Origin of the sequence: Martelella sp. UBA3392 (genome assembly GCF_002358775.1) — a bacterium.
In the GTDB taxonomy this organism is placed as follows: domain Bacteria; phylum Pseudomonadota; class Alphaproteobacteria; order Rhizobiales; family Rhizobiaceae; genus Martelella; species Martelella mediterranea.
Genome location: NZ_DEPM01000303.1, coordinates 2411 through 19744, shown reverse-complemented (window position 1 = coordinate 19744; position 17334 = coordinate 2411). Strand labels below are relative to the sequence as shown.

The window sequence follows — 17334 nt, the reverse complement described above, 5'->3', positions numbered from 1 at the left end:
TGGGATGGGCACATCGATATCACGCTCGGCCTCGAAAAGCCGCTCGCCTTCCGGCTGGCGCTGAGGGTTCCCGGCTGGTGCGACGGCGCATCGCTGGCGATCAACGGCGCGGCCGTCGAATGCGAGATAGAACGCGGCTATCTGCGCATCGAACGCGAATGGCAGCCGGGCGATGCGGTGACGCTCGACCTGCCGATGCAGCCTTATGCGCTGTATGCCAACCCGGCCGTGCGGGCGGACCTCGGGCGGGCCGCGCTGGCGCGGGGTCCGCTGATCTACTGCGTCGAGGAAACCGACAATGCCGCCGGCCTTCACGAACTGGTGGTCGACGATACGATTGCGACGGCGAGCACAAGCGTGCTGAGCGCCCTGAACGGCGGCGTCGCCATCGACGTTCCGGCTCACCGCGAAGACTGGCAGGGACACGGCAACCGGCTCTACGACCGGCAGGCGCCCGGACGGCGTCCGGTGACCGCGCGCTTCGTCCCCTATCACCTCTGGGATAACCGGGAGCCCGGCGAGATGCTCGTCTGGGTCAGAACGTGAGATGAGCACATTATCTGAGGAAAAGGCCGACATCACGCTTCGCGGCGTGCGCAAGAGCTTCGGCGCAGTCGATGTCATTCACGGCCTCGATCTCGCCATCAAGGGCGGCGAGTTCGTGGTTTTCGTCGGCCCGTCAGGCTGCGGCAAGTCCACGCTACTCCGGATGATCGCGGGCCTCGAGGATGTCACCGATGGAGACATTCTCATCGCCGGACGGGATGTCACCGATCTCGATCCCTCGAAGCGCGGCATCGCCATGGTGTTCCAGTCCTATGCGCTCTATCCGCATATGAGCGTGCGCCAGAATCTCGCCTTCGGCCTCGAAATCGCCAGGACGCCGCAGGCCGAAATCGAACGTCAGGTCGAGGCGGCAGCCGAAATCCTGAAGATCGGCCCGCTGCTCGACCGGCGGCCGGGCCAGCTTTCGGGTGGACAGCGGCAGCGGGTCGCCATCGGACGGGCGATCGTGCGCAAGCCGCTCGCCTTCCTGTTCGACGAGCCGCTCTCCAACCTCGATGCCGAGCTCCGGGTCAGCATGCGCATCGAGATCGCAAGGCTGCATCGCGAACTCGGCAACACCATGATCTATGTCACCCATGACCAGACCGAGGCCATGACGCTTGCCGACCGGATCGTCGTGCTGCGCGATGGCAGGATCGAGCAGGTCGGCACGCCGCGCGAAGTCTACGAGGATCCGAACAACCTGTTCGTCGCCGGCTTCATCGGCTCGCCGAGGATGAATATCATCGATGCGACCGCCGGTCCGTCGGGAAGTCTTTCCGTCGGCGGCCAGACGATTGTCGTCGATCCGCCCGCCGAAGCGATGATCGAGAACACGCCAGTCAGGTTCGGCATCCGCCCGGAACATCTGGCGATCGGCGAAAACAGCGGTTCTTCATTTGAAGCCACGGTGGATTTCGCCGAATATCTCGGCGGCACGCGTTATCTTTACTGCCGTCTGCCGGACGGACAGGACCTCACCGTCGAGCAGCGCGAGGGAGAGGATCATGCCTCCGGAGAGCGGATATGGCTGACATGCCAGAAGGGCTGCATGCGGCTGTTCTCGCCGGACGGCGAACGGTTGCGGTGAACGGGAGGAGACAGCGACATGGATGCTGAACGGCAGGGCGGAAAACGCCCGCTGATCGCGCTCGCGATGGGCGATCCGGCAGGAATCAGCCCCGAACTTGCCGCCCGGCTTGCGGCGTCGGAACGCGCGCGGGATGCCGCGCGGCTGGTCGTCATCGGCGACCGGCGGGTGCTTGAGGCGGGAGCGGCGGTCGCGGGGCTTGCGGCCGCCGTTCGCGAAATCGCGGTCGAGGAGATCGGGAATGCGGTGACCGGGTCGGCGCTGATCGATCTCGGCAATCTCGATCCGGCCGACATCACGCCCGGCGAGGCCAGCCTTGCCGGCGGACGGTTCGCGGTCGAAAACTTCTCGCTGGCGCTGCGGCTCGCCGAGGCAGGCAGGGTGGACGGGGTCTGCTACACGCCGTTCAACAAAAAGGCGATGCGTTATGCCCATCCGGGCTATGACGACGAAAGCCGTTTCATCACCGAACTGCTTGATCTGGATGATGGCGGCGTCCGCGAGTTCAACGTGCTCGAGCGGATCTGGAATGCCCGCGTCACCTCGCACATTCCCCTGAAGGATGTCTCCGCGGCGCTGAGCGAAGAGGTAATCCTGCGGGAAATAGCCCGAACGGAGAACTGCCTCAGGCTCGCCGGGATTGAACAGCCCCGCATGCTGGTTGCCGGCCTGAACCCGCATGCCGGCGATGGCGGCAGCTTCGGCATGGAGGAAATCGAGATCATCGGCCCGGCCGTCGCGACTGCAAGAGTGCGTGGCCATGATGTCGAAGGACCGTTTCCCGCCGATACCGTCTTCGTCAAGGCGCTGAAGGAAGGCCATCACGCGGTGCTGACAATGTATCACGATCAGGGCCAGATCGCGATGAAGCTGATGGGTTTCGACCGCGGCGTCACCATGCTTGGGGGGCTTGCATTTCCGGTCTGTACGCCGGCCCACGGTACGGCCTACGATATTGCGGGCCAGGGCATCGCCAGTCCGCTCGCCGCGGAGGAGGCGGTGCTCTTGGCCGCGCGCATGGCTGCACCCGCAGCAACGGAGAGGAAACCGCAATGAGCGATGTCATTATCGAGGATCCCCGCATGGCCGATCTGGTCGCGCCGGATGCCAGGCTTGAAAAGCTCTGGACCGGGGCGACATGGAGCGAGGGGCCGGTCTGGTGGGAGGACGGCGGCGTCACCTGGAGCGACATTCCCAACAACCGGATGCTGCGCTGGCATCCCGAGGAAGGCGGCACGGTATTCCGCGAGCCGTCCAGGCACACCAATGGCCATACGCGCGACCGCGAGGGACGGCTCGTCTCCTGCGAGCACTCAGGCCGAGCGGTCAGCCGCACGGAGGCCGACGGCACGGTGGTGACGCTGGTCGACCGCTACCAGGGCAAGCGGCTGAACTCGCCGAACGACGCGGTGGTCAAGTCCGACGGCACGATCTGGTTCACGGATCCGCCCTACGGCATCCTCTCCGACTATGAGGGCGTCAAGGCGGATAGTGAAATCGGCGCCTGCTACGTCTATCGTCTCGATCCGGACACCGGCGAACTCACCGTAGTCGCCGACGATTTCGACAGGCCGAACGGCCTCGCCTTTTCGGTGGACGAGAGCCTGCTCTACATCTCCGACACGGGACGGTCCGATGCGCCCGACGGGCCGCCGCATATCCGCGTTTTCGAGGTGGAAGACGGGAGGCGGCTCAGGAACGGCCGGATCTTCGCCGAGGTCTCGCCAGGCGCCCCGGATGGCTTCCGGCTCGATGTCCACGGCCATATCTTCACCTCGGCGCATGACGGCATTCAGGTCTTCACACCCGAGGGCGAGCGGCTGGGGAAGATCCTGGTGCCCGAGATCGTCGCGAACTGCACCTTCGGCGGACCGGAGAAAAACAGGCTGTTCATCACCGCCTCGACATCGCTCTACGCCATCGACGTCCTGACCAACGGGCTGCCGGGCCGATGAGCGAAGCAGATGCCGGCACTCTGGTTATCGTCGAAAAGAGCAGTCACTGCCTGAGCTTCTACGACCGGCGGACGACCGAGCGCCTCGACAGTATCGACCTGCCCCGCTACTCGCACGAACTCGTGGTATCCGCCGATCAGGCATTCGCCTTCGTCGGTCACTACGGGCTGCGCACATCCGCCGTCCATGGCGATGGCGGAAGTTCCGTCACCGTGGTCGATCTTGCCGCGCGCAGGATCGTCCGGACGCTGGACTGCCGGCCCTGGCGCCGGATTCACGGCATCGCGCTCGATGGCCGGGGCCGGTTGCTGGCGCTCAGTGAAGGCGACAACGTCCTGATGACCTTCGATGACCCTCTGTCGGCGGACGCGCCGTCGCGGGCCGTGCCGAGCGGCGGGCTGAAAGGCCACCTTTTCCGGGTCGGCGCCAATGGCGAAACAGCCTATTGCTGCAACCTTCTGAGCCATACCGTGACGAAGGTCGCCCCGCGCGATGCTTCCGTCGCGCCCGTGGCGGTGACGCCGGGCGAAAAGCCCGAGGGCATATGGCTCGATGCCGGAGGCGACACGCTCTATGTCACGAACCGCCTCTCCGACACGCTCGTCGCCGTCGACACCGCCTCGATGCGCATTACGCGGGAGATGAAGACGCGCAGCGATCCGCTGCGCGTCTACGGCCTTGCCGGAAATCGGCTTCTGCTCCTGAACTGCGGCGACAAAAGCATTTCGGTGGTCGACGCGGAAGTCATGCGCGAGCTTGGCTGCCTGCCGCTTGGCAGCATTCCGCTCGCGGCTCATATCATCGGCGATACGGCCTTCGTTTCGCTCGCCGACGATCGCTGCGTCGAAATCGACCTTGCCGGGCTTTCGGTCCTGAAGACCTTAGCCACGCAATCGGAGCCGGATTGCTGCTTTCTGCTCGATGCCGAAAACGACGCGAGTTTTGAAAAGCGCCCGGTCCGTTGACGATGCGGCCTGCCCCGGAATCGCGAACCCTATGCCGATCCACATTGCAACGTGGCCGGAGCGCCTCGCAAGCGGAATTCAGGGGAGCGCATCCAGCTTCCTTTCGGTGAGCAGTTGCACCAGCCAGTCGACGAATACGCGCACCTTGTTGCTCAGGTGTCGGTTGGGCGGATAGACGATGTAGAGCGGGATGGGGTCTATCTGCCAGTCCGGGAGAACCCGGAGCAGTTCTCCTTTGGCAAGCGGCTCGGCAGCCATGAATAGCGGCAATGGCGCAACGCCAAGCCCGGCCAGGGCGGCCGACAGGAAGCTGCGGGCGTCGTTGACAGCCAGGATATGGCGGGCATTGATCTCCAGGGCTTCGTCATCCTTGCGGAAATCGAAGGCCACGGCGCGATTGTTCAGGGCGGTGAAATAGCTGACGCATTGATGGTCCGTTTCCAGCTCGGACGGATGCTTCGGCGTGCCGTGCTTTTCGATATAGCGCGGCGCGGCGCAGGTGATCAGCGAGACTTCCGCGACGCGCCGCGCGATCAGTGACTGGTCGGTCGGCACGCCGCCGCGCAGCGCGCAATCCACGTTTTCGGCAAGGTAGTCGACGGTCCGGTCGCCAACGCCCATGTCGATATGGATTTCCGGAAATCTGCGATGGAAATCGCCAAGCGCCGGAATGACGATCCAGTCGGCGAAGGCCCCTGCCATTTCGACCCGCAGGCGTCCGCTCGGCAGGGTGTAGGACGCAGCAAGGCTGGTGTCGAGTTCGTCGATTTCGGCAATGATCCGGTTTGCGCGCTCGTAATAGAGAGCGCCGTCGGTCGTCACCACGACGCGGCGTGTGGTGCGGTTCAGAAGCTTGGTGTGCAGGTGCGCCTCCAACCCCTGGATGAGGTTGGTCAACGTCGCCTTCGGCAGGTTGAGCGCTTCCGATGCGCGCGTGAAATTACCCGTCTCCACAACCCTGACGAAGGCGCGCATGGCGGAAAGCTGGTCCATGTGATCTCGCTTTGTGCAGTGCGTTATTATTCGAAATCTCGAACAGTGTTCTCATGATATGATGCTTGTTCGGAATTTTGAATAAACTAAATTGTTTTTCGAGAATTGCAGCGCAGGCGACCGGCCGCAAGGTGTGCTGGATGACGTTCGGGGACGTGAGGACCCGATATCCGGAAATCTGTTGGACGATCGCCATGGCGAAGCGTGATTTGTCGTTTACAATGCCGGACCGAGGAAGGCGTCATCAGGGCGCACCCAATTGTCTCTGTCTGGAATGGAAAAGATCAATGGCTGTCGAGATCAAGGACATGTCTCTGGATAACGTTGCCGTCGGTCGTGTCGAGGTCCGTGTCTATCAGGGCGCCGAATACGCCAAGGGGCCGCCCGTGCTGATCTATTTCCAGGGCGGCGCGTTTCATCATACCGGTCTCACGCCCTGTCCGATGGCGGAGTGCCTGGCTGGGCAGGGGGCGATCGTGGTGGTTCCGGATTATAATGTTCAGGGCTCGGTTTTTCCGAAGCCGCTGGAAGTCGGTTTCTCCATTTTCTCCTACATGGCGAAGAAACGGGCCGGTTTCGGCGACCGGAAATCGTTGCTCATCATAGGCGGCGAGGAGGCTGGCGGCAATCTCGCCACCGCCGTTGCGTTGAAGGCGCGGGACCATTTCGCAAACGAGCTCGACGGCCAGGTGCTCGCCTCCCCGCTTCTCGATCCCTTCATGGGCTCGTCGTCTTCGCGCAATGCCGCCTGTATCGGCATGCGGGAACGCTGGGCGGAAGGCTGGAGCCACTATATGAGCGGCGGCATGTGCCATCCCTATGCGGCGCCTTCGCTTTGCTCGCGGCTGGCCGGCATGGCGCCCGCTCTCGTCCTGTCGTCCGAGGACGATCCGCTGCTCGATGAAACGATGTCCTATGCCGGGCGGCTGGAAGCCGCGGGCGTGAAAGTTCAAAAGCACATTCTTTCCGCCGGATCGGGCTGGCCGTCCGTCTATGGCGGAAAGACCGAGGAGACGCCGAGCTGGCAGGAAAAGGTTGGTGGCCAGTTCGCTGAATTCGTTCGCGATATCTCCATTCACTGATTCAAACGGAAAATGAACTGCGCGGCCCTCCCAGCCGCAAGGAGTAGAACCATGACGACGACTTTGAAACGCTGGGCCCTCGCGGGCACCGGCCTGGGTCTGGCTGCGTCCATTTCGGCGGCCGTATTCTATTTCGAACTGCCGGTCGGCCTTGTTGCAAACGCGACGGAGGAGGCAAGCGCACCGGCCGCGCCGCCGCCGGCGACGCCGGTCACGGTTACCGAGGTGCAAAGCCGCGCGGTGACGATCTGGCAGGAATTTTCCGGACGGCTGGAGGCCGTCGACCGGGTCGAGGTCCATCCGCGCGTCGGCGGCGCGATCCAGTCGGTGGAATTTCGCGAGGGGGCGCTGGTCAAGGCCGGCGATCTCCTGTTCACCCTCGATCCCGCACCCTATGAGGCCGCCGTCGCACAGGCTGAAGGGCAGGTCGCCTCGGCACAGGCCAAGGTTGATCTCGCCAAGCTGCAGCTCGATCGCGGCCGCAAGCTGGCCGACAACCGCACGATCTCCGAAAGCGAGATGGACCAGCGCAGCAATGCCGTCGCCGAGGCCGGGGCCGCGCTGAAGACGGCTCAGGCGGCGTTGCAATCGGCCCAGCTCGAACTCGATTATACCAAGGTCAAGGCCCCGGTTTCCGGCCGGGTCGGCAGGGTCGAGATCACGGTCGGCAATCTTGTCTCCGCCGGAACCGCCTCGCCGGCATTGACGACGCTGGTCTCGGCCGATCCCATCTATGTGAGCTTCAACGCAAGCGAGGAGGTCGTCGCGCGGATCCTTTCCGAATTGCCGACGGACGGTGCGCTTCCGGCGATCGATCAGATTCCCGTCGAGATCGGCACGCTGCTTGACGAGGGCACGCCCATCAAGGGCAAGGTCCAGCTCATCGGCAACGAAGTGGATGCCGCGAGCGGAACGATCGCCGTGCGCGCGGTGATCGACAATCCAGACGGGCGGCTGATCCCCGGGCAGTTCGTGCGCATCCGCATGGGAGAGCCCCGGCCGGAAGACAAGATACTGGTGAGCGAGCGCGCGATCGGAACCGACCAGGACAAGAAATTCGTCTTCGTGGTCGGCGCCGACAACACGGTTGCCTATCGTCCGGTGGAACTGGGACGCAGCAATGGCGGCGAGCGGATCATCGAAAGCGGCCTTGCCGATGGCGACCGGGTGGTCGTGAACGGGTTGCAGCATATCCGCTCCGGCGCGCTGGTCGCCCCGCAGAGCGAAAGCCCGCTGGCCGCCGCGCAATGACATGACGTGACGGCGGAGCGGCAACGCTCCGCCGCCTTATCCGAAAAACACAGGACCGCCGCAGAGCCCGCCTCTTCGGCAGCGGGTTGTTTTGTCCGAAATTTCCCTTGAACCGGACCTTCAAATGAACATTTCCAGATTTTTCATCGACCGACCGGTGTTTGCAGGCGTGCTTTCGATCCTGATCGTGCTTGCCGGCCTGATCGGCATGCGCATGCTGCCGATCGCCGAATATCCCAATGTCGTGCCGCCATCGATCGTGGTGCGCGCCGTCTATCCCGGCGCCAATCCGGTGGTCATCGCCGAGACCGTGGCGACGCCGCTCGAAGAGCAGATCAACGGCGTCGAAGACATGCTTTACATGAACAGCCAGGCGACCTCGGATGGCGTTCTCACGCTCACCGTCACCTTCAAGCTCGGCACCGACCCGGACAAGGCCCAGCAGCTGGTCCAGAACCGGGTGTCCCAGGCGGCGCCCCGGCTGCCGGAGGAAGTGCGGGCGATCGGCGTCACGACCGTGAAGAGCTCGCCGGACTTCATCATGGTGGTCAACCTGATCTCGACCACGGACCGCTACGACATCACCTATCTGCGCAATTATGCGACGCTCAACGTCAAGGACCGTCTCGCGCGGATCGAGGGCGTCGGGCAGGTTCAGGTCTTCGGCGCGGGCGACTATTCCATGCGGGTCTGGATCGATCCGCAGAAGGCGGCGGAACACGGGCTTGCCGCGAGCGACATCACCAATGCCATCCGCGAGCAGAACACCCAGGCCGCCGCCGGCATTATCGGGGCGTCGCCGGCGCCCGAAGGCGTGGACATGCAGTTCAACGTCAATGCGCAGGGCCGGCTGAGCACGCCGGAGGAATTCGGCGAGATCATCGTCAAGTCGGGCGCGGGCGGCGAGATCACTAGGCTGAGGGACGTGGCGCGCATCGAGATGGGCGCCGACGACTACACGCTGCGCTCGCTCCTCGACGGCCAGCCGGCGGTCGCCGTCGCTGTGCTGCAGGCGCCGGGCTCGAACGCGATCGAGATCGCCGACAATGTCCACGCCACAATGGATGAGTTGCAGCTCGCCATGCCGGACGGGGTCCAGTACGAGATCGTTTACGACACCACCGAGTTCGTTCGATCTTCCATCGAAAAGGTGGTCGACACCCTGCTCGAGGCGATCGCCCTCGTGGTGCTCGTGGTCATCCTGTTCCTGCAGACCTGGCGGGCCTCGATCATTCCGCTGCTTGCCGTCCCGGTCTCGATCATCGGTACGTTCGCGGTCATGTACGCCTTCGGCTTTTCGGTGAACGCGCTGACGCTGTTCGGGCTGGTGCTCGCGATCGGCATCGTCGTCGATGATGCGATCGTGGTCGTCGAAAACGTCGAACGCAATATCGAGAATGGCCTGAACCCGCGCGAGGCCACCTATCGCGCCATGCGGGAAGTGTCGGGACCGATCATCGCCATTGCGCTGGTGCTGGTGGCGGTGTTCGTGCCGCTCGCCTTCATCAGCGGCCTTTCCGGCCAATTCTATCGCCAGTTCGCGCTCACCATCGCGATCTCGACGGTGATCTCCGCGATCAACTCGCTCACCCTCTCGCCGGCGCTGGCCGCTCTGCTGCTGAAAGGACATGATGCGCCTAAGGACTGGCTGACCCGGGTCATGGACCGCCTCTTCGGCTGGTTCTTCCGGGGCTTCAATCGCGGCTTCGGGGCCGCGTCCCACGGCTACAGCCGCAGCGTCGGCGGGCTGCTGTCGCGCAAATCGCTGGTGATGATCGTCTATCTCGGTCTGATCGGTGCGACCTATTCCGTCTTCAACGCGGTTCCGGGCGGCTTCGTGCCGGCGCAGGACAAACAGTATCTGATCGGCTTCGCGCAATTGCCGGACGGCGCCAGCCTCGACCGGACCGAGGACGTGATCAAGCGGATGAGCGACATCGCGCTGGAACAGCCGGGCGTATCCCACGCCATCGCCTTTCCGGGCCTGTCGATCAACGGTTTCACGATCGGCTCCAATTCGGGCATCGTGTTCGCCGTTCTTGATGACTTCGCGGAGCGGAAGTCGCCGGAACTGTCAGGGGGCGCCATCGCGATGCAGCTGAACCAGAAGTTCGCCGGCATTCAGGATGCGTTCATCGCCATGTTCCCGCCGCCGCCGGTCAACGGCCTCGGCTCGACCGGCGGTTTCAAGATGCAGATCGAGGACCGGGCCGGGCTCGGTTACCAGGCGCTCGACGGGGCCACCAAGGCGTTCCTCGCCAAGGCCTACCAGACGCCGGAGCTTGCCGGACTGTTTTCCAGCTTCCAGATCAACGTGCCCCAGCTCTACGCCGATCTCGACCGCGCCAAGGCGGAGCAACTCGGGGTTTCGGTCAGCGATGTGTTCGAGACGCTGCAGATCTATCTCGGCTCGCTCTACGTCAACGACTTCAACGCCTTCGGCCGCACCTACAGCGTCCGGGTGCAGGCCGATTCCGCCTTCCGTGCCGAGCCGGAGGATATCGGGCAACTGAAAGTCCGTTCGCGCTCCGGTGAGATGATCCCGCTTTCCGCGCTTCTGCGGGTGGACAGCACCACGGGCCCGGAACGGACCACGCGCTATAACGGCTTCCTCTCCGCCGATATCAATGGCGGCCCGGCGCCGGGCTTCTCGTCGGGGCAGGCGCAGGCGGCCGTCGAGCGGATCGCCGACGAGACTCTGCCGGTCGGCATCGACTTCGAATGGACCGACCTGACCTACCAGCAGATCCTCGCCGGCAATTCGAGCGTTTTCGTCTTCCCGCTCGCGCTGCTGCTGGTCTATCTGGTGCTGGCGGCGCAATATGAAAGCCTGACGCTGCCGATCGCGATCATCATGATCGTGCCGATGGGCGTGCTCGCGGCCCTTGCCGGGGTCTGGTACACCGGCGGCGACAACAACATCTTCACCCAGATCGGGCTGGTGGTGCTGGTCGGGCTATCGGCCAAGAATGCGATCCTGATCGTGGAATTCGCCCGCGAACTGGAATTCGAGGGGCGAAGCCCGGTGCAGGCGGCGATCGAGGCGAGCAGGCTGCGCCTCAGGCCGATCCTGATGACCTCGATGGCCTTCATCATGGGCGTGGTGCCGCTGGTGCTGTCGACCGGAGCGGGTGCGGAAATGCGCGCCGCCATGGGTCTTGCCGTGTTCTGCGGCATGATCGGCGTCACCTTCTTCGGCATCTTCATGACGCCGGTGTTCTACGTGCTGCTGCGCAAGCTCGCCGGCGAGCGCCCCCTGAGGCAGCACATCGCGGTCCCCGAGGACGACGAACCGGTCGCGCACCATGCGCCCGCCGAATAGAACGAGTGCGCCCCGTAAGGGGCGAACTCGGCCCGCCGACTATCATATCCTCATCCGTTCAATCTGAAGACGCTGCACACCGCCAGCGCGTGGGCCATATGACGTCTGCCGGGAGCCCAATGCCGGCTCCCGGCGACAAGCCTTTCCCCCTGCCCGGTTTTGCCGCATAAGGAGCGGACTGATTTGAACCGACACCGGTGCCATGCTGCCCTCGATCTTCCTTACCGCGCTGAAGCTCACGGATTTCCGCAATTATGAAAAGGCCGCGCTTGCCTTTGACGGACGGCATGTGGTGCTGACGGGCGACAATGGATCGGGCAAGACCAATCTGATGGAGGCGGTATCGTTTCTCTCGCCCGGTCGGGGCCTCAGGCGCGCGGCCTATGGGCAGGTGACGCGCAAGGAAGCGGCGGCCGGGTTTACCGTGTTCGCCGAACTTGAGGGCATGGAGGGTTCGGTCGCGATCGGCACGGGCACCGACGGCACGGAAGGCTCCGGCCGCAAGGTGCGCATCAACGGCACGCCGGCGGCAACCGGCGACGAGCTTCTCGACCATGCCCGGGTGCTCTGGCTAACGCCGGCGATGGACGGGCTTTTCACCGGCGCGGCCGCCGACCGCCGGCGGTTCGTCGACCGCATGGTGCTGTCGATCGACCCCGCCCATGGCCGCCGGGTCGCCGATTTCGAGCGCGCCATGCGCTCGCGCAACCGCCTGCTTTCCGAACGGCGCATGGAGCCGGCCTGGCTTTCCGGGCTGGAGGAGCAGATGGCAGGCCTCGGCGTGGCCATGGCGCTGGCGCGGCGCGAACTGGTGACGCTGCTTGCCGCCCTGATCGAAGAGACGGCGGGCGGGTCACCCTTCCCTGCCCCCGAGATCGCGCTTTCCGGTTTCTTCGCCGATCACGCCGAAGCCCCGGCCATCGACCTCGAGGATCGCTATCGCGCGGCTCTGGAGGAAGAGCGCTACCGCGATGCCGGTGCGGGACGCACGCTCGACGGCCCGCACCGCAGCGATCTGGAGGTGCGCCACGCGGCGAAGGCGATGGAGGCGGCGCTGTGCTCAACCGGCGAGCAGAAGGCGCTGCTGATCGGGTTGGTGCTGGCCCATGCCAAGCTCACCCGCCGCATCAGCGGCCATCCGCCAATCATGCTGTTCGACGAGGTCGCCGCCCATCTCGATGCCGGCAGGCGCGCGGCGCTGTTCGAACGGATCGACGATATCGGCGGCCAGGCCTTCATGACCGGCACCGACCGGGCGCTGTTCGACGCGCTTGGCGAACGCGGCCAGTTCTTCAATGTGTCGGCAGGCAGCATTGCCGAGGAAAAGCCTCAATAATGCGGCGGCTTGGTGATGGCCGGGCGTTCGCCGGCGGTTTCCTCCAGCGTCAGGAACCGGTCGGTCAGCACCTCGAACTGCTTTTTCAGCCGGTCGATTTCCTTCCACTGCGCGGCAAGCTGCTCCGACAGTTCGTCGATGGTTTTCGCCTGATAGGCGACGGTCTCTTCAAGCTGTAGAATACGGTCGTCACTCATGGAGTTTTCCATCACGTTTGCGGGATCGGCGCTATCCGTTTTTGCTACCCCTGATATAGTGAAACGATGAGCGACATTGAACCCTTTTCCTCAGATGAAATAGAGCGCTACGCCCGCCACATCGTGCTGCCGGAAATCGGCGGCCCGGGCCAGCAGGCGCTGAAGCGCGCCCGGGTGCTGGTGATCGGCGCGGGTGGGCTCGGCGCGCCGGTGCTTGCCTATCTGGCCGCTGCCGGCATCGGCACGCTCGGTATCGCCGATGATGACGGCGTCAGCCTTTCCAACCTGCAGCGGCAGGTTATCCACGACACCGGCACGATCGGTGAGCGGAAAACCGAAAGTGCTGCCCGCGCGATCGCCCGCCTCAACCCGCATGTCATCTGCCGGCGCTATGACGAGCGACTTGAGGACGGCAATATCGACGCCGTGCTGAAGGGCTTCGATCTCCTGATCGACGGCTCCGACAATTTCGACACCCGCTACCGCGCGGCCGATGCCGCGGAGCGCGCGGAAATCCCGCTGGTGACCGGCGCTGTCGGTCGTTTCGACGGTTCGCTGACGGTGCTGAAACCCTATGAAACCGGCAAAGACGGGGCGCTAAACCCGCGCTACCGCGATCTCTATCCCAAGCAGCCGCCCGCGGGCCTCGTGCCCTCCTGCGCCGAAGCCGGCGTGATCGGCCCCGTCACCGGCGTCATCGGCACGCTGATGGCGATGGAAGCCATCAAGCTGATCACCGGCGCGGGCGAACCGCTGATTGGCCGGCTGCTGCTCTATGACGGGCTCGGCGCGCGGTTCGAGACCATCCACTACGCGCGCAAGCAGCCGCGGTGAACGGCGATATCAAAGGGCGTTGATCGGCAGTTTCAACATCGGCCGGCCATCCTGGTCCTTCGGTATCTCGCCGGCGCGCATATTGACCTGCAGCGAGGGCAGGATCAGCCGGGGCATGGAGAGCGTGGCATCGCGCGCCTCCCGCATCTTCACGAATTCATCCTCGCTCACGCCATCCCTGAGATGGATATTGTGCGCGCGCTCCGAACCGACCGTGGTTTCCCAGGCGATATCGCGGCCATTCGGCCCGTAATCATGGCAGATGAACAGCCGCGTTTCCGGCGGCAATGCAAGAACGCGCTTGATGGAGCGATAGAGCGTGCGGGCATCGCCGCCGGGGAAATCGGCGCGCGCCGACCCGCCATCCGGCATGAACAGCGTATCGCCGACAAAGGCGGCATCGCCGATCACATGGGTCATGCAGGCCGGCGTGTGGCCGGGCGTATGCATGACATGGGCGGTCATCGTGCCGATCTGGTAGCTGTCGCCATCGCCAAACAGACGGTCGAACTGGGAGCCGTCGCGCTGGAACGCGGTGCCCTCGTTGAAAATCTTGCCGAACGTATCCTGTACGATCGTGATGTTCTCGCCAATGCCGAGCTTGCCGCCAAGCTGTTCCTGGATATAGGGCGCGCCGGAAAGATGGTCGGCGTGAACATGGGTCTCGATGATCCATTCCAGCCGCCAGCCATTGCCGCGGATCACCTCGATCAGCCGGTCCGCGCTTTCAAAGCTGATGCGGCCGGCGGCCTGGTCGAAATCCATGACGCTGTCGATAACCGCGCAGGCATCGGAAGCGGGGTCCTTGACGATGTAGGAGATCGTATTGGTCGCGGGATCGAAAAAACCATGGACCTCGGGCCTCAGCGCCGGGTCCGGCGTAAAGGGAATTGTTGTGTTCATGACGTCACCCTGATGGAATGATTTTCCAAAAGAGATGCCATTTGTAGAAGCCGAATTCAAGTCGCAGAATTGTCGCACACCACCCGTCACGGGCCGGTGTCGCGAAAACCGGACTTCGCGCCTCGCCTGTCGCTCTATGCCCGGTTCGATATCCAGCGGCACTGATAGGGCGCAAAGGAGATCTTGTTGCCGCCAGCAGTGATCTGCTCGCCGGTAATCAGGTCCGTCCAGTTCTCGCCGCCGATCAGATTGAGCGACATGGCGGGAATTTCCAGCGCCTCGTCGGTGACATTGTTGATCGCGAAAACGCTCTGCGAACGGTCAACGCTCTGGCGCCAGAAGCCGAACAGCTTTTCGCCGAGATGAAGCGTGAATTGCGTCGCATTGGGATGGAAGGCGGATTGCCGGGTGCGAATGCCGATCAGCCGGCACATTTCGTTGAACACCCTGGCATGCTGCGTGGTCTCATCGCCAAGCGCCTGCTGCAACTTTTCGTAATTCCAGCGATGGCGGTTGATGGCGCGGTTATGGCCGGATTTCTCCACACCTTCAGCATCGTTGCTCGTCGCCAGCAGCGAATGGATGTAGAAGGCCGGTATGCCTTCCAGCGCCATCGCGATCGTCTGGCTGCAGAGGAAACGGGCGATATTGTGCTCGTCCTCACCCTTCACCGTGCCCTTCAGCGCATCGAACAGCGACACATTCATCTCGTAGGGCCGCATCGAGCCATCGGAAAGCTGACGCATCGACACCCGGCCGCCAAACTGCTGGATGGTCTCGACCATGCCGGTGATCGCCTCCTCCGACAGCAGGCTTTCGGCCGGGCGCAAGCCGATGCCGTCATGCGACGCGGTGAAGTTGAAATAGGCGCAGCCCATCTGCGCCGGCGGCATCGCCATCTGCCAGGCGTTGAGGAATTGCGAGGTCCCGTTCAAAAGCGCATGCACGATCAGCGGCGGCAACGAAAAATTGTAGATCATGTGGGCTTCGTTGCGATTGCCGAAATAGCTGAGGTTTTCGACATTCGGCACGTTGGTCTCGGTGATGAGAACGACGCTTTCCTCGCTGAAATCGGCCAGCACCCGCATCAGCCTGATGATCTCGTGGGTTTCGGGCAGATGGATGCAGGAGGTGCCGACCTCCTTCCACATGAAGGCGCAGGCATCCAGCCTTATGGTGCGCACGCCGCGATTGATGTGGAAGCGCATGATGCGCAGGAATTCCAGCAGCACTTCCGGATTGGAGAAGTCGAAATCCACCTGGTCATGGCTGAAAGTGCACCAGACATATTTGTCGCCATCGGCGGTCTCGACCTTGCGCAGCAGCGGATGGGCGCGCGGGCGCACCACGTCGGAAAGATCGTCCTCCGGCGAGGCGGTGAAGAAGAAATCCTTGTAGGGCGCGTGGCCCATGCGGAATTCGTTGAACCAGGCGCTCTGGCTGGAACAATGGTTCAGCACCAGATCCGACATCAGCCGGAATTCGCGGCTGATGCGCTCGATATCCTCCCAGCCGCCAAGGCCGCTGTCGACCACCCGGTAATCGGTGATCGCGAAACCATCGTCCGAGGTATAGGGGAAATAGGGCAGGATGTGCACGCCCTTGATCACACCCTTCAGGTTCTCGGTCAGGAAATCCTGCAGCAGCGAAAGCGGCTTGTGCTCGCCGTCGATGATCGAATTGCCGTAGGTGATGACATAGGTGTTGTCGGCGCTCCACATATTGTTGCCGGCGGTGCGGCCGCGTTTGCGCGGCACAACGCCGTCGCTCCAGAAGGCCTCAAGCACCTGCCGCGTCAGCGCGCGGGAATCATGATCCGGATAGATATTCTCAAGATGGAGCCTGATGCTTTCCCGCAACCGGCGGGTGATAACCATAGGCTTTGGCGGCGTCTCGGAAATTGTCGTCATTCTTACCTGCTTTCCCCTTAATGCCAAGGTTATCACGTCGCATCCGATTGGCAATTGTGAATTGCACCGCAATATGAGCGTCAACATTTGTTGCGCCGCAGCAGAAGCAATAACCGGCGGTTTGGGAATGAGCAGCCCGACCTTCTCCGCATTCGGGTTGCATGCGCTGGCGCTTACGAAATCGCCGGTGCATTTTCATTCTGACGCCGTCATGAGACATTCAGCCTGCGCGAATCCCACGCGGCGCGGATGAATTCTCGCACCACAAAAAATACAGTTGACAGCGCTAACAATCGAACACAAAACAACCGCCAATAGAAGCGGAAAAAATCCGCTTCCAACTGGATTTTTACCAGCTATACGCTAAATTAGAAGATCAGAAATCAAAACAAATAAAGTAAAATCATTCTCTAAATTAGATTTTACTTAAATAAAATGGGTCAACATCATGAGTCATAACGGCGTCGTCATTCGCCTCAACCGATCGACGGAAGCAGACGCAAAGCTCCACGGCGCGGCTGAACTCCTGTCCGCGCTTGCCTTCGACCACCGGCTTGCCATTGCAAGGGCGCTTCAATCCGGCTCCAGAACGCTGATTGAACTCAGCCACGCCACCGGCCTGGCTTTCAAGCCGCTGATCTCAACGATCGCGAAGCTTCTGCAGGCCGGTCTGATCGTCATGCGGCGGCGGAACAATGAAACGGTCTATGAACTCGGCCACCCGCGGCTTGGAGAGGTTGTCCGCCTGGCGGATCGCATCGTCGGGCGAAATCCGAGCTGATGGCGCCGGCCAGTTTCGCAGCCCCGCTTTCGCGTGTTAAAATTCTTGGAAATTCCGCTTTTTGCCGCTGGACTTGAAAAAACAAGATGCTATAAACGCGCTCACTCAAGGGCGTCTGCCGCCCTGCTCTCGCCCCTCGGGCGATGGCCCAGATAGCTCAGTTGGTAGA

14 protein-coding genes and 1 pseudogene are annotated in these 17334 nt (G+C 63.0%); 11 read left to right on the top strand and 4 right to left on the bottom strand.

Annotated features, from left to right (window positions below):
* The 5 genes and pseudogenes from B4E36_RS23795 to B4E36_RS23775 all read left to right on the top strand — a co-directional run.
* Positions 1 to 546, top strand: a pseudogene (locus tag B4E36_RS23795) (glycoside hydrolase family 127 protein); the annotation flags it as partial.
* Between the two features lies 1 nt (position 547).
* Positions 548 to 1636: an ABC transporter ATP-binding protein gene (locus B4E36_RS23790; protein ID WP_292059824.1), complete on the top strand. Its 1089-nt coding sequence runs from the start codon at positions 548 to 550 to the stop codon at positions 1634 to 1636.
* A gap of 18 nt (positions 1637 to 1654) precedes the next feature.
* Entirely contained in the window at positions 1655 to 2692 is a 1038-nt protein-coding gene (locus B4E36_RS23785; RefSeq protein ID WP_345900898.1) for a 4-hydroxythreonine-4-phosphate dehydrogenase PdxA, read from the top strand.
* On the top strand, positions 2689 to 3591 hold the full coding sequence (locus tag B4E36_RS23780) for an SMP-30/gluconolactonase/LRE family protein (protein ID WP_292059822.1): 903 nt from the start codon (positions 2689 to 2691) through the stop codon (positions 3589 to 3591). The genes B4E36_RS23785 and B4E36_RS23780 overlap by 4 nt, the downstream gene beginning before the upstream one ends.
* Complete coding sequence (locus B4E36_RS23775) at positions 3588 to 4556, top strand: YncE family protein (RefSeq protein WP_292059820.1); 969 nt, start codon at positions 3588 to 3590, stop codon at positions 4554 to 4556. Before B4E36_RS23780 ends, B4E36_RS23775 begins: the two co-directional genes overlap by 4 nt.
* Positions 4557 to 4634: 78 nt before the next feature.
* On the opposite strand, the gene B4E36_RS23770 is transcribed toward B4E36_RS23775, so the two are convergent.
* Positions 4635 to 5549, bottom strand: a complete 915-nt coding sequence (locus tag B4E36_RS23770) for a LysR family transcriptional regulator (protein ID WP_292059819.1) — start codon at positions 5547 to 5549, stop codon at positions 4635 to 4637.
* 287 nt (positions 5550 to 5836) lie between these two features.
* On the opposite strand from B4E36_RS23770, the gene B4E36_RS23765 reads away from it, so the two are divergent.
* From B4E36_RS23765 to recF, 4 genes are all read left to right on the top strand, one after another.
* Complete coding sequence (locus tag B4E36_RS23765; RefSeq protein ID WP_292059818.1) at positions 5837 to 6631, top strand: alpha/beta hydrolase fold domain-containing protein; 795 nt, start codon at positions 5837 to 5839, stop codon at positions 6629 to 6631.
* Positions 6632 to 6682: 51 nt separating this feature from the next.
* Complete coding sequence (locus B4E36_RS23760) at positions 6683 to 7882, top strand: efflux RND transporter periplasmic adaptor subunit (protein ID WP_292059816.1); 1200 nt, start codon at positions 6683 to 6685, stop codon at positions 7880 to 7882.
* A 124-nt stretch (positions 7883 to 8006) separates the two neighbouring features.
* Complete coding sequence (locus B4E36_RS23755; protein WP_292059815.1) at positions 8007 to 11204, top strand: efflux RND transporter permease subunit; 3198 nt, start codon at positions 8007 to 8009, stop codon at positions 11202 to 11204.
* A gap of 202 nt (positions 11205 to 11406) precedes the next feature.
* On the top strand, positions 11407 to 12540 hold the full coding sequence (recF, locus tag B4E36_RS23750) for a DNA replication/repair protein RecF (protein WP_292059814.1): 1134 nt from the start codon (positions 11407 to 11409) through the stop codon (positions 12538 to 12540).
* On the opposite strand, the gene B4E36_RS23745 is transcribed toward recF, so the two are convergent.
* On the bottom strand, positions 12534 to 12737 hold the full coding sequence (locus B4E36_RS23745) for a SlyX family protein (RefSeq protein ID WP_292059813.1): 204 nt from the start codon (positions 12735 to 12737) through the stop codon (positions 12534 to 12536). The two genes, recF and B4E36_RS23745, sit on opposite strands and share 7 nt — an antisense overlap.
* A gap of 66 nt (positions 12738 to 12803) precedes the next feature.
* Here B4E36_RS23745 and B4E36_RS23740 point away from each other — a divergent pair, with 66 nt between their 5' ends.
* Positions 12804 to 13571, top strand: a complete 768-nt coding sequence (locus tag B4E36_RS23740) for a molybdopterin-synthase adenylyltransferase MoeB (protein ID WP_292059812.1) — start codon at positions 12804 to 12806, stop codon at positions 13569 to 13571.
* 9 nt (positions 13572 to 13580) lie between these two features.
* Here B4E36_RS23740 and B4E36_RS23735 read toward each other — a convergent pair whose 3' ends face one another.
* Together B4E36_RS23735 and B4E36_RS23730 are read right to left on the bottom strand one after the other, a co-directional pair.
* Positions 13581 to 14474, bottom strand: a complete 894-nt coding sequence (locus B4E36_RS23735; protein ID WP_345900897.1) for an MBL fold metallo-hydrolase — start codon at positions 14472 to 14474, stop codon at positions 13581 to 13583.
* A 134-nt stretch (positions 14475 to 14608) separates the two neighbouring features.
* Positions 14609 to 16384, bottom strand: coding sequence for a sugar phosphorylase (locus B4E36_RS23730; protein WP_292059810.1), 1776 nt, complete (start codon positions 16382 to 16384; stop codon positions 14609 to 14611).
* 448 nt (positions 16385 to 16832) lie between these two features.
* On the opposite strand from B4E36_RS23730, the gene B4E36_RS23725 reads away from it, so the two are divergent.
* A complete protein-coding gene (locus B4E36_RS23725; protein ID WP_292059809.1) occupies positions 16833 to 17165 on the top strand; it encodes an ArsR/SmtB family transcription factor in 333 nt (110 codons plus the stop codon).
* The last annotated feature ends 169 nt before the right edge of the window (positions 17166 to 17334 follow it).

What these genes read in the sequence shown, in the direction of transcription:
- B4E36_RS23725 (WP_292059809.1), top strand. Translation starts at nt 16,833, where the DNA reads ATGAGTCATAACGGCGTCGTCATTCGCCTCAACCGATCGACGGAAGCA.
- B4E36_RS23735 (WP_345900897.1), bottom strand. Translation starts at nt 14,474, where the DNA reads ATGAACACAACAATTCCCTTTACGCCGGACCCGGCGCTGAGGCCCGAG.
- B4E36_RS23745 (WP_292059813.1), bottom strand. Translation starts at nt 12,737, where the DNA reads ATGAGTGACGACCGTATTCTACAGCTTGAAGAGACCGTCGCCTATCAG.
- recF (WP_292059814.1), top strand. Translation starts at nt 11,407, where the DNA reads ATGCTGCCCTCGATCTTCCTTACCGCGCTGAAGCTCACGGATTTCCGC.
- B4E36_RS23755 (WP_292059815.1), top strand. Translation starts at nt 8,007, where the DNA reads ATGAACATTTCCAGATTTTTCATCGACCGACCGGTGTTTGCAGGCGTG.
- B4E36_RS23780 (WP_292059822.1), top strand. Translation starts at nt 2,689, where the DNA reads ATGAGCGATGTCATTATCGAGGATCCCCGCATGGCCGATCTGGTCGCG.
- B4E36_RS23730 (WP_292059810.1), bottom strand. Translation starts at nt 16,384, where the DNA reads ATGACGACAATTTCCGAGACGCCGCCAAAGCCTATGGTTATCACCCGC.
- B4E36_RS23775 (WP_292059820.1), top strand. Translation starts at nt 3,588, where the DNA reads ATGAGCGAAGCAGATGCCGGCACTCTGGTTATCGTCGAAAAGAGCAGT.
- B4E36_RS23740 (WP_292059812.1), top strand. Translation starts at nt 12,804, where the DNA reads ATGAGCGACATTGAACCCTTTTCCTCAGATGAAATAGAGCGCTACGCC.
- B4E36_RS23765 (WP_292059818.1), top strand. Translation starts at nt 5,837, where the DNA reads ATGGCTGTCGAGATCAAGGACATGTCTCTGGATAACGTTGCCGTCGGT.
- B4E36_RS23790 (WP_292059824.1), top strand. Translation starts at nt 548, where the DNA reads ATGAGCACATTATCTGAGGAAAAGGCCGACATCACGCTTCGCGGCGTG.
- B4E36_RS23770 (WP_292059819.1), bottom strand. Translation starts at nt 5,549, where the DNA reads ATGGACCAGCTTTCCGCCATGCGCGCCTTCGTCAGGGTTGTGGAGACG.
- B4E36_RS23760 (WP_292059816.1), top strand. Translation starts at nt 6,683, where the DNA reads ATGACGACGACTTTGAAACGCTGGGCCCTCGCGGGCACCGGCCTGGGT.
- B4E36_RS23785 (WP_345900898.1), top strand. Translation starts at nt 1,655, where the DNA reads ATGGATGCTGAACGGCAGGGCGGAAAACGCCCGCTGATCGCGCTCGCG.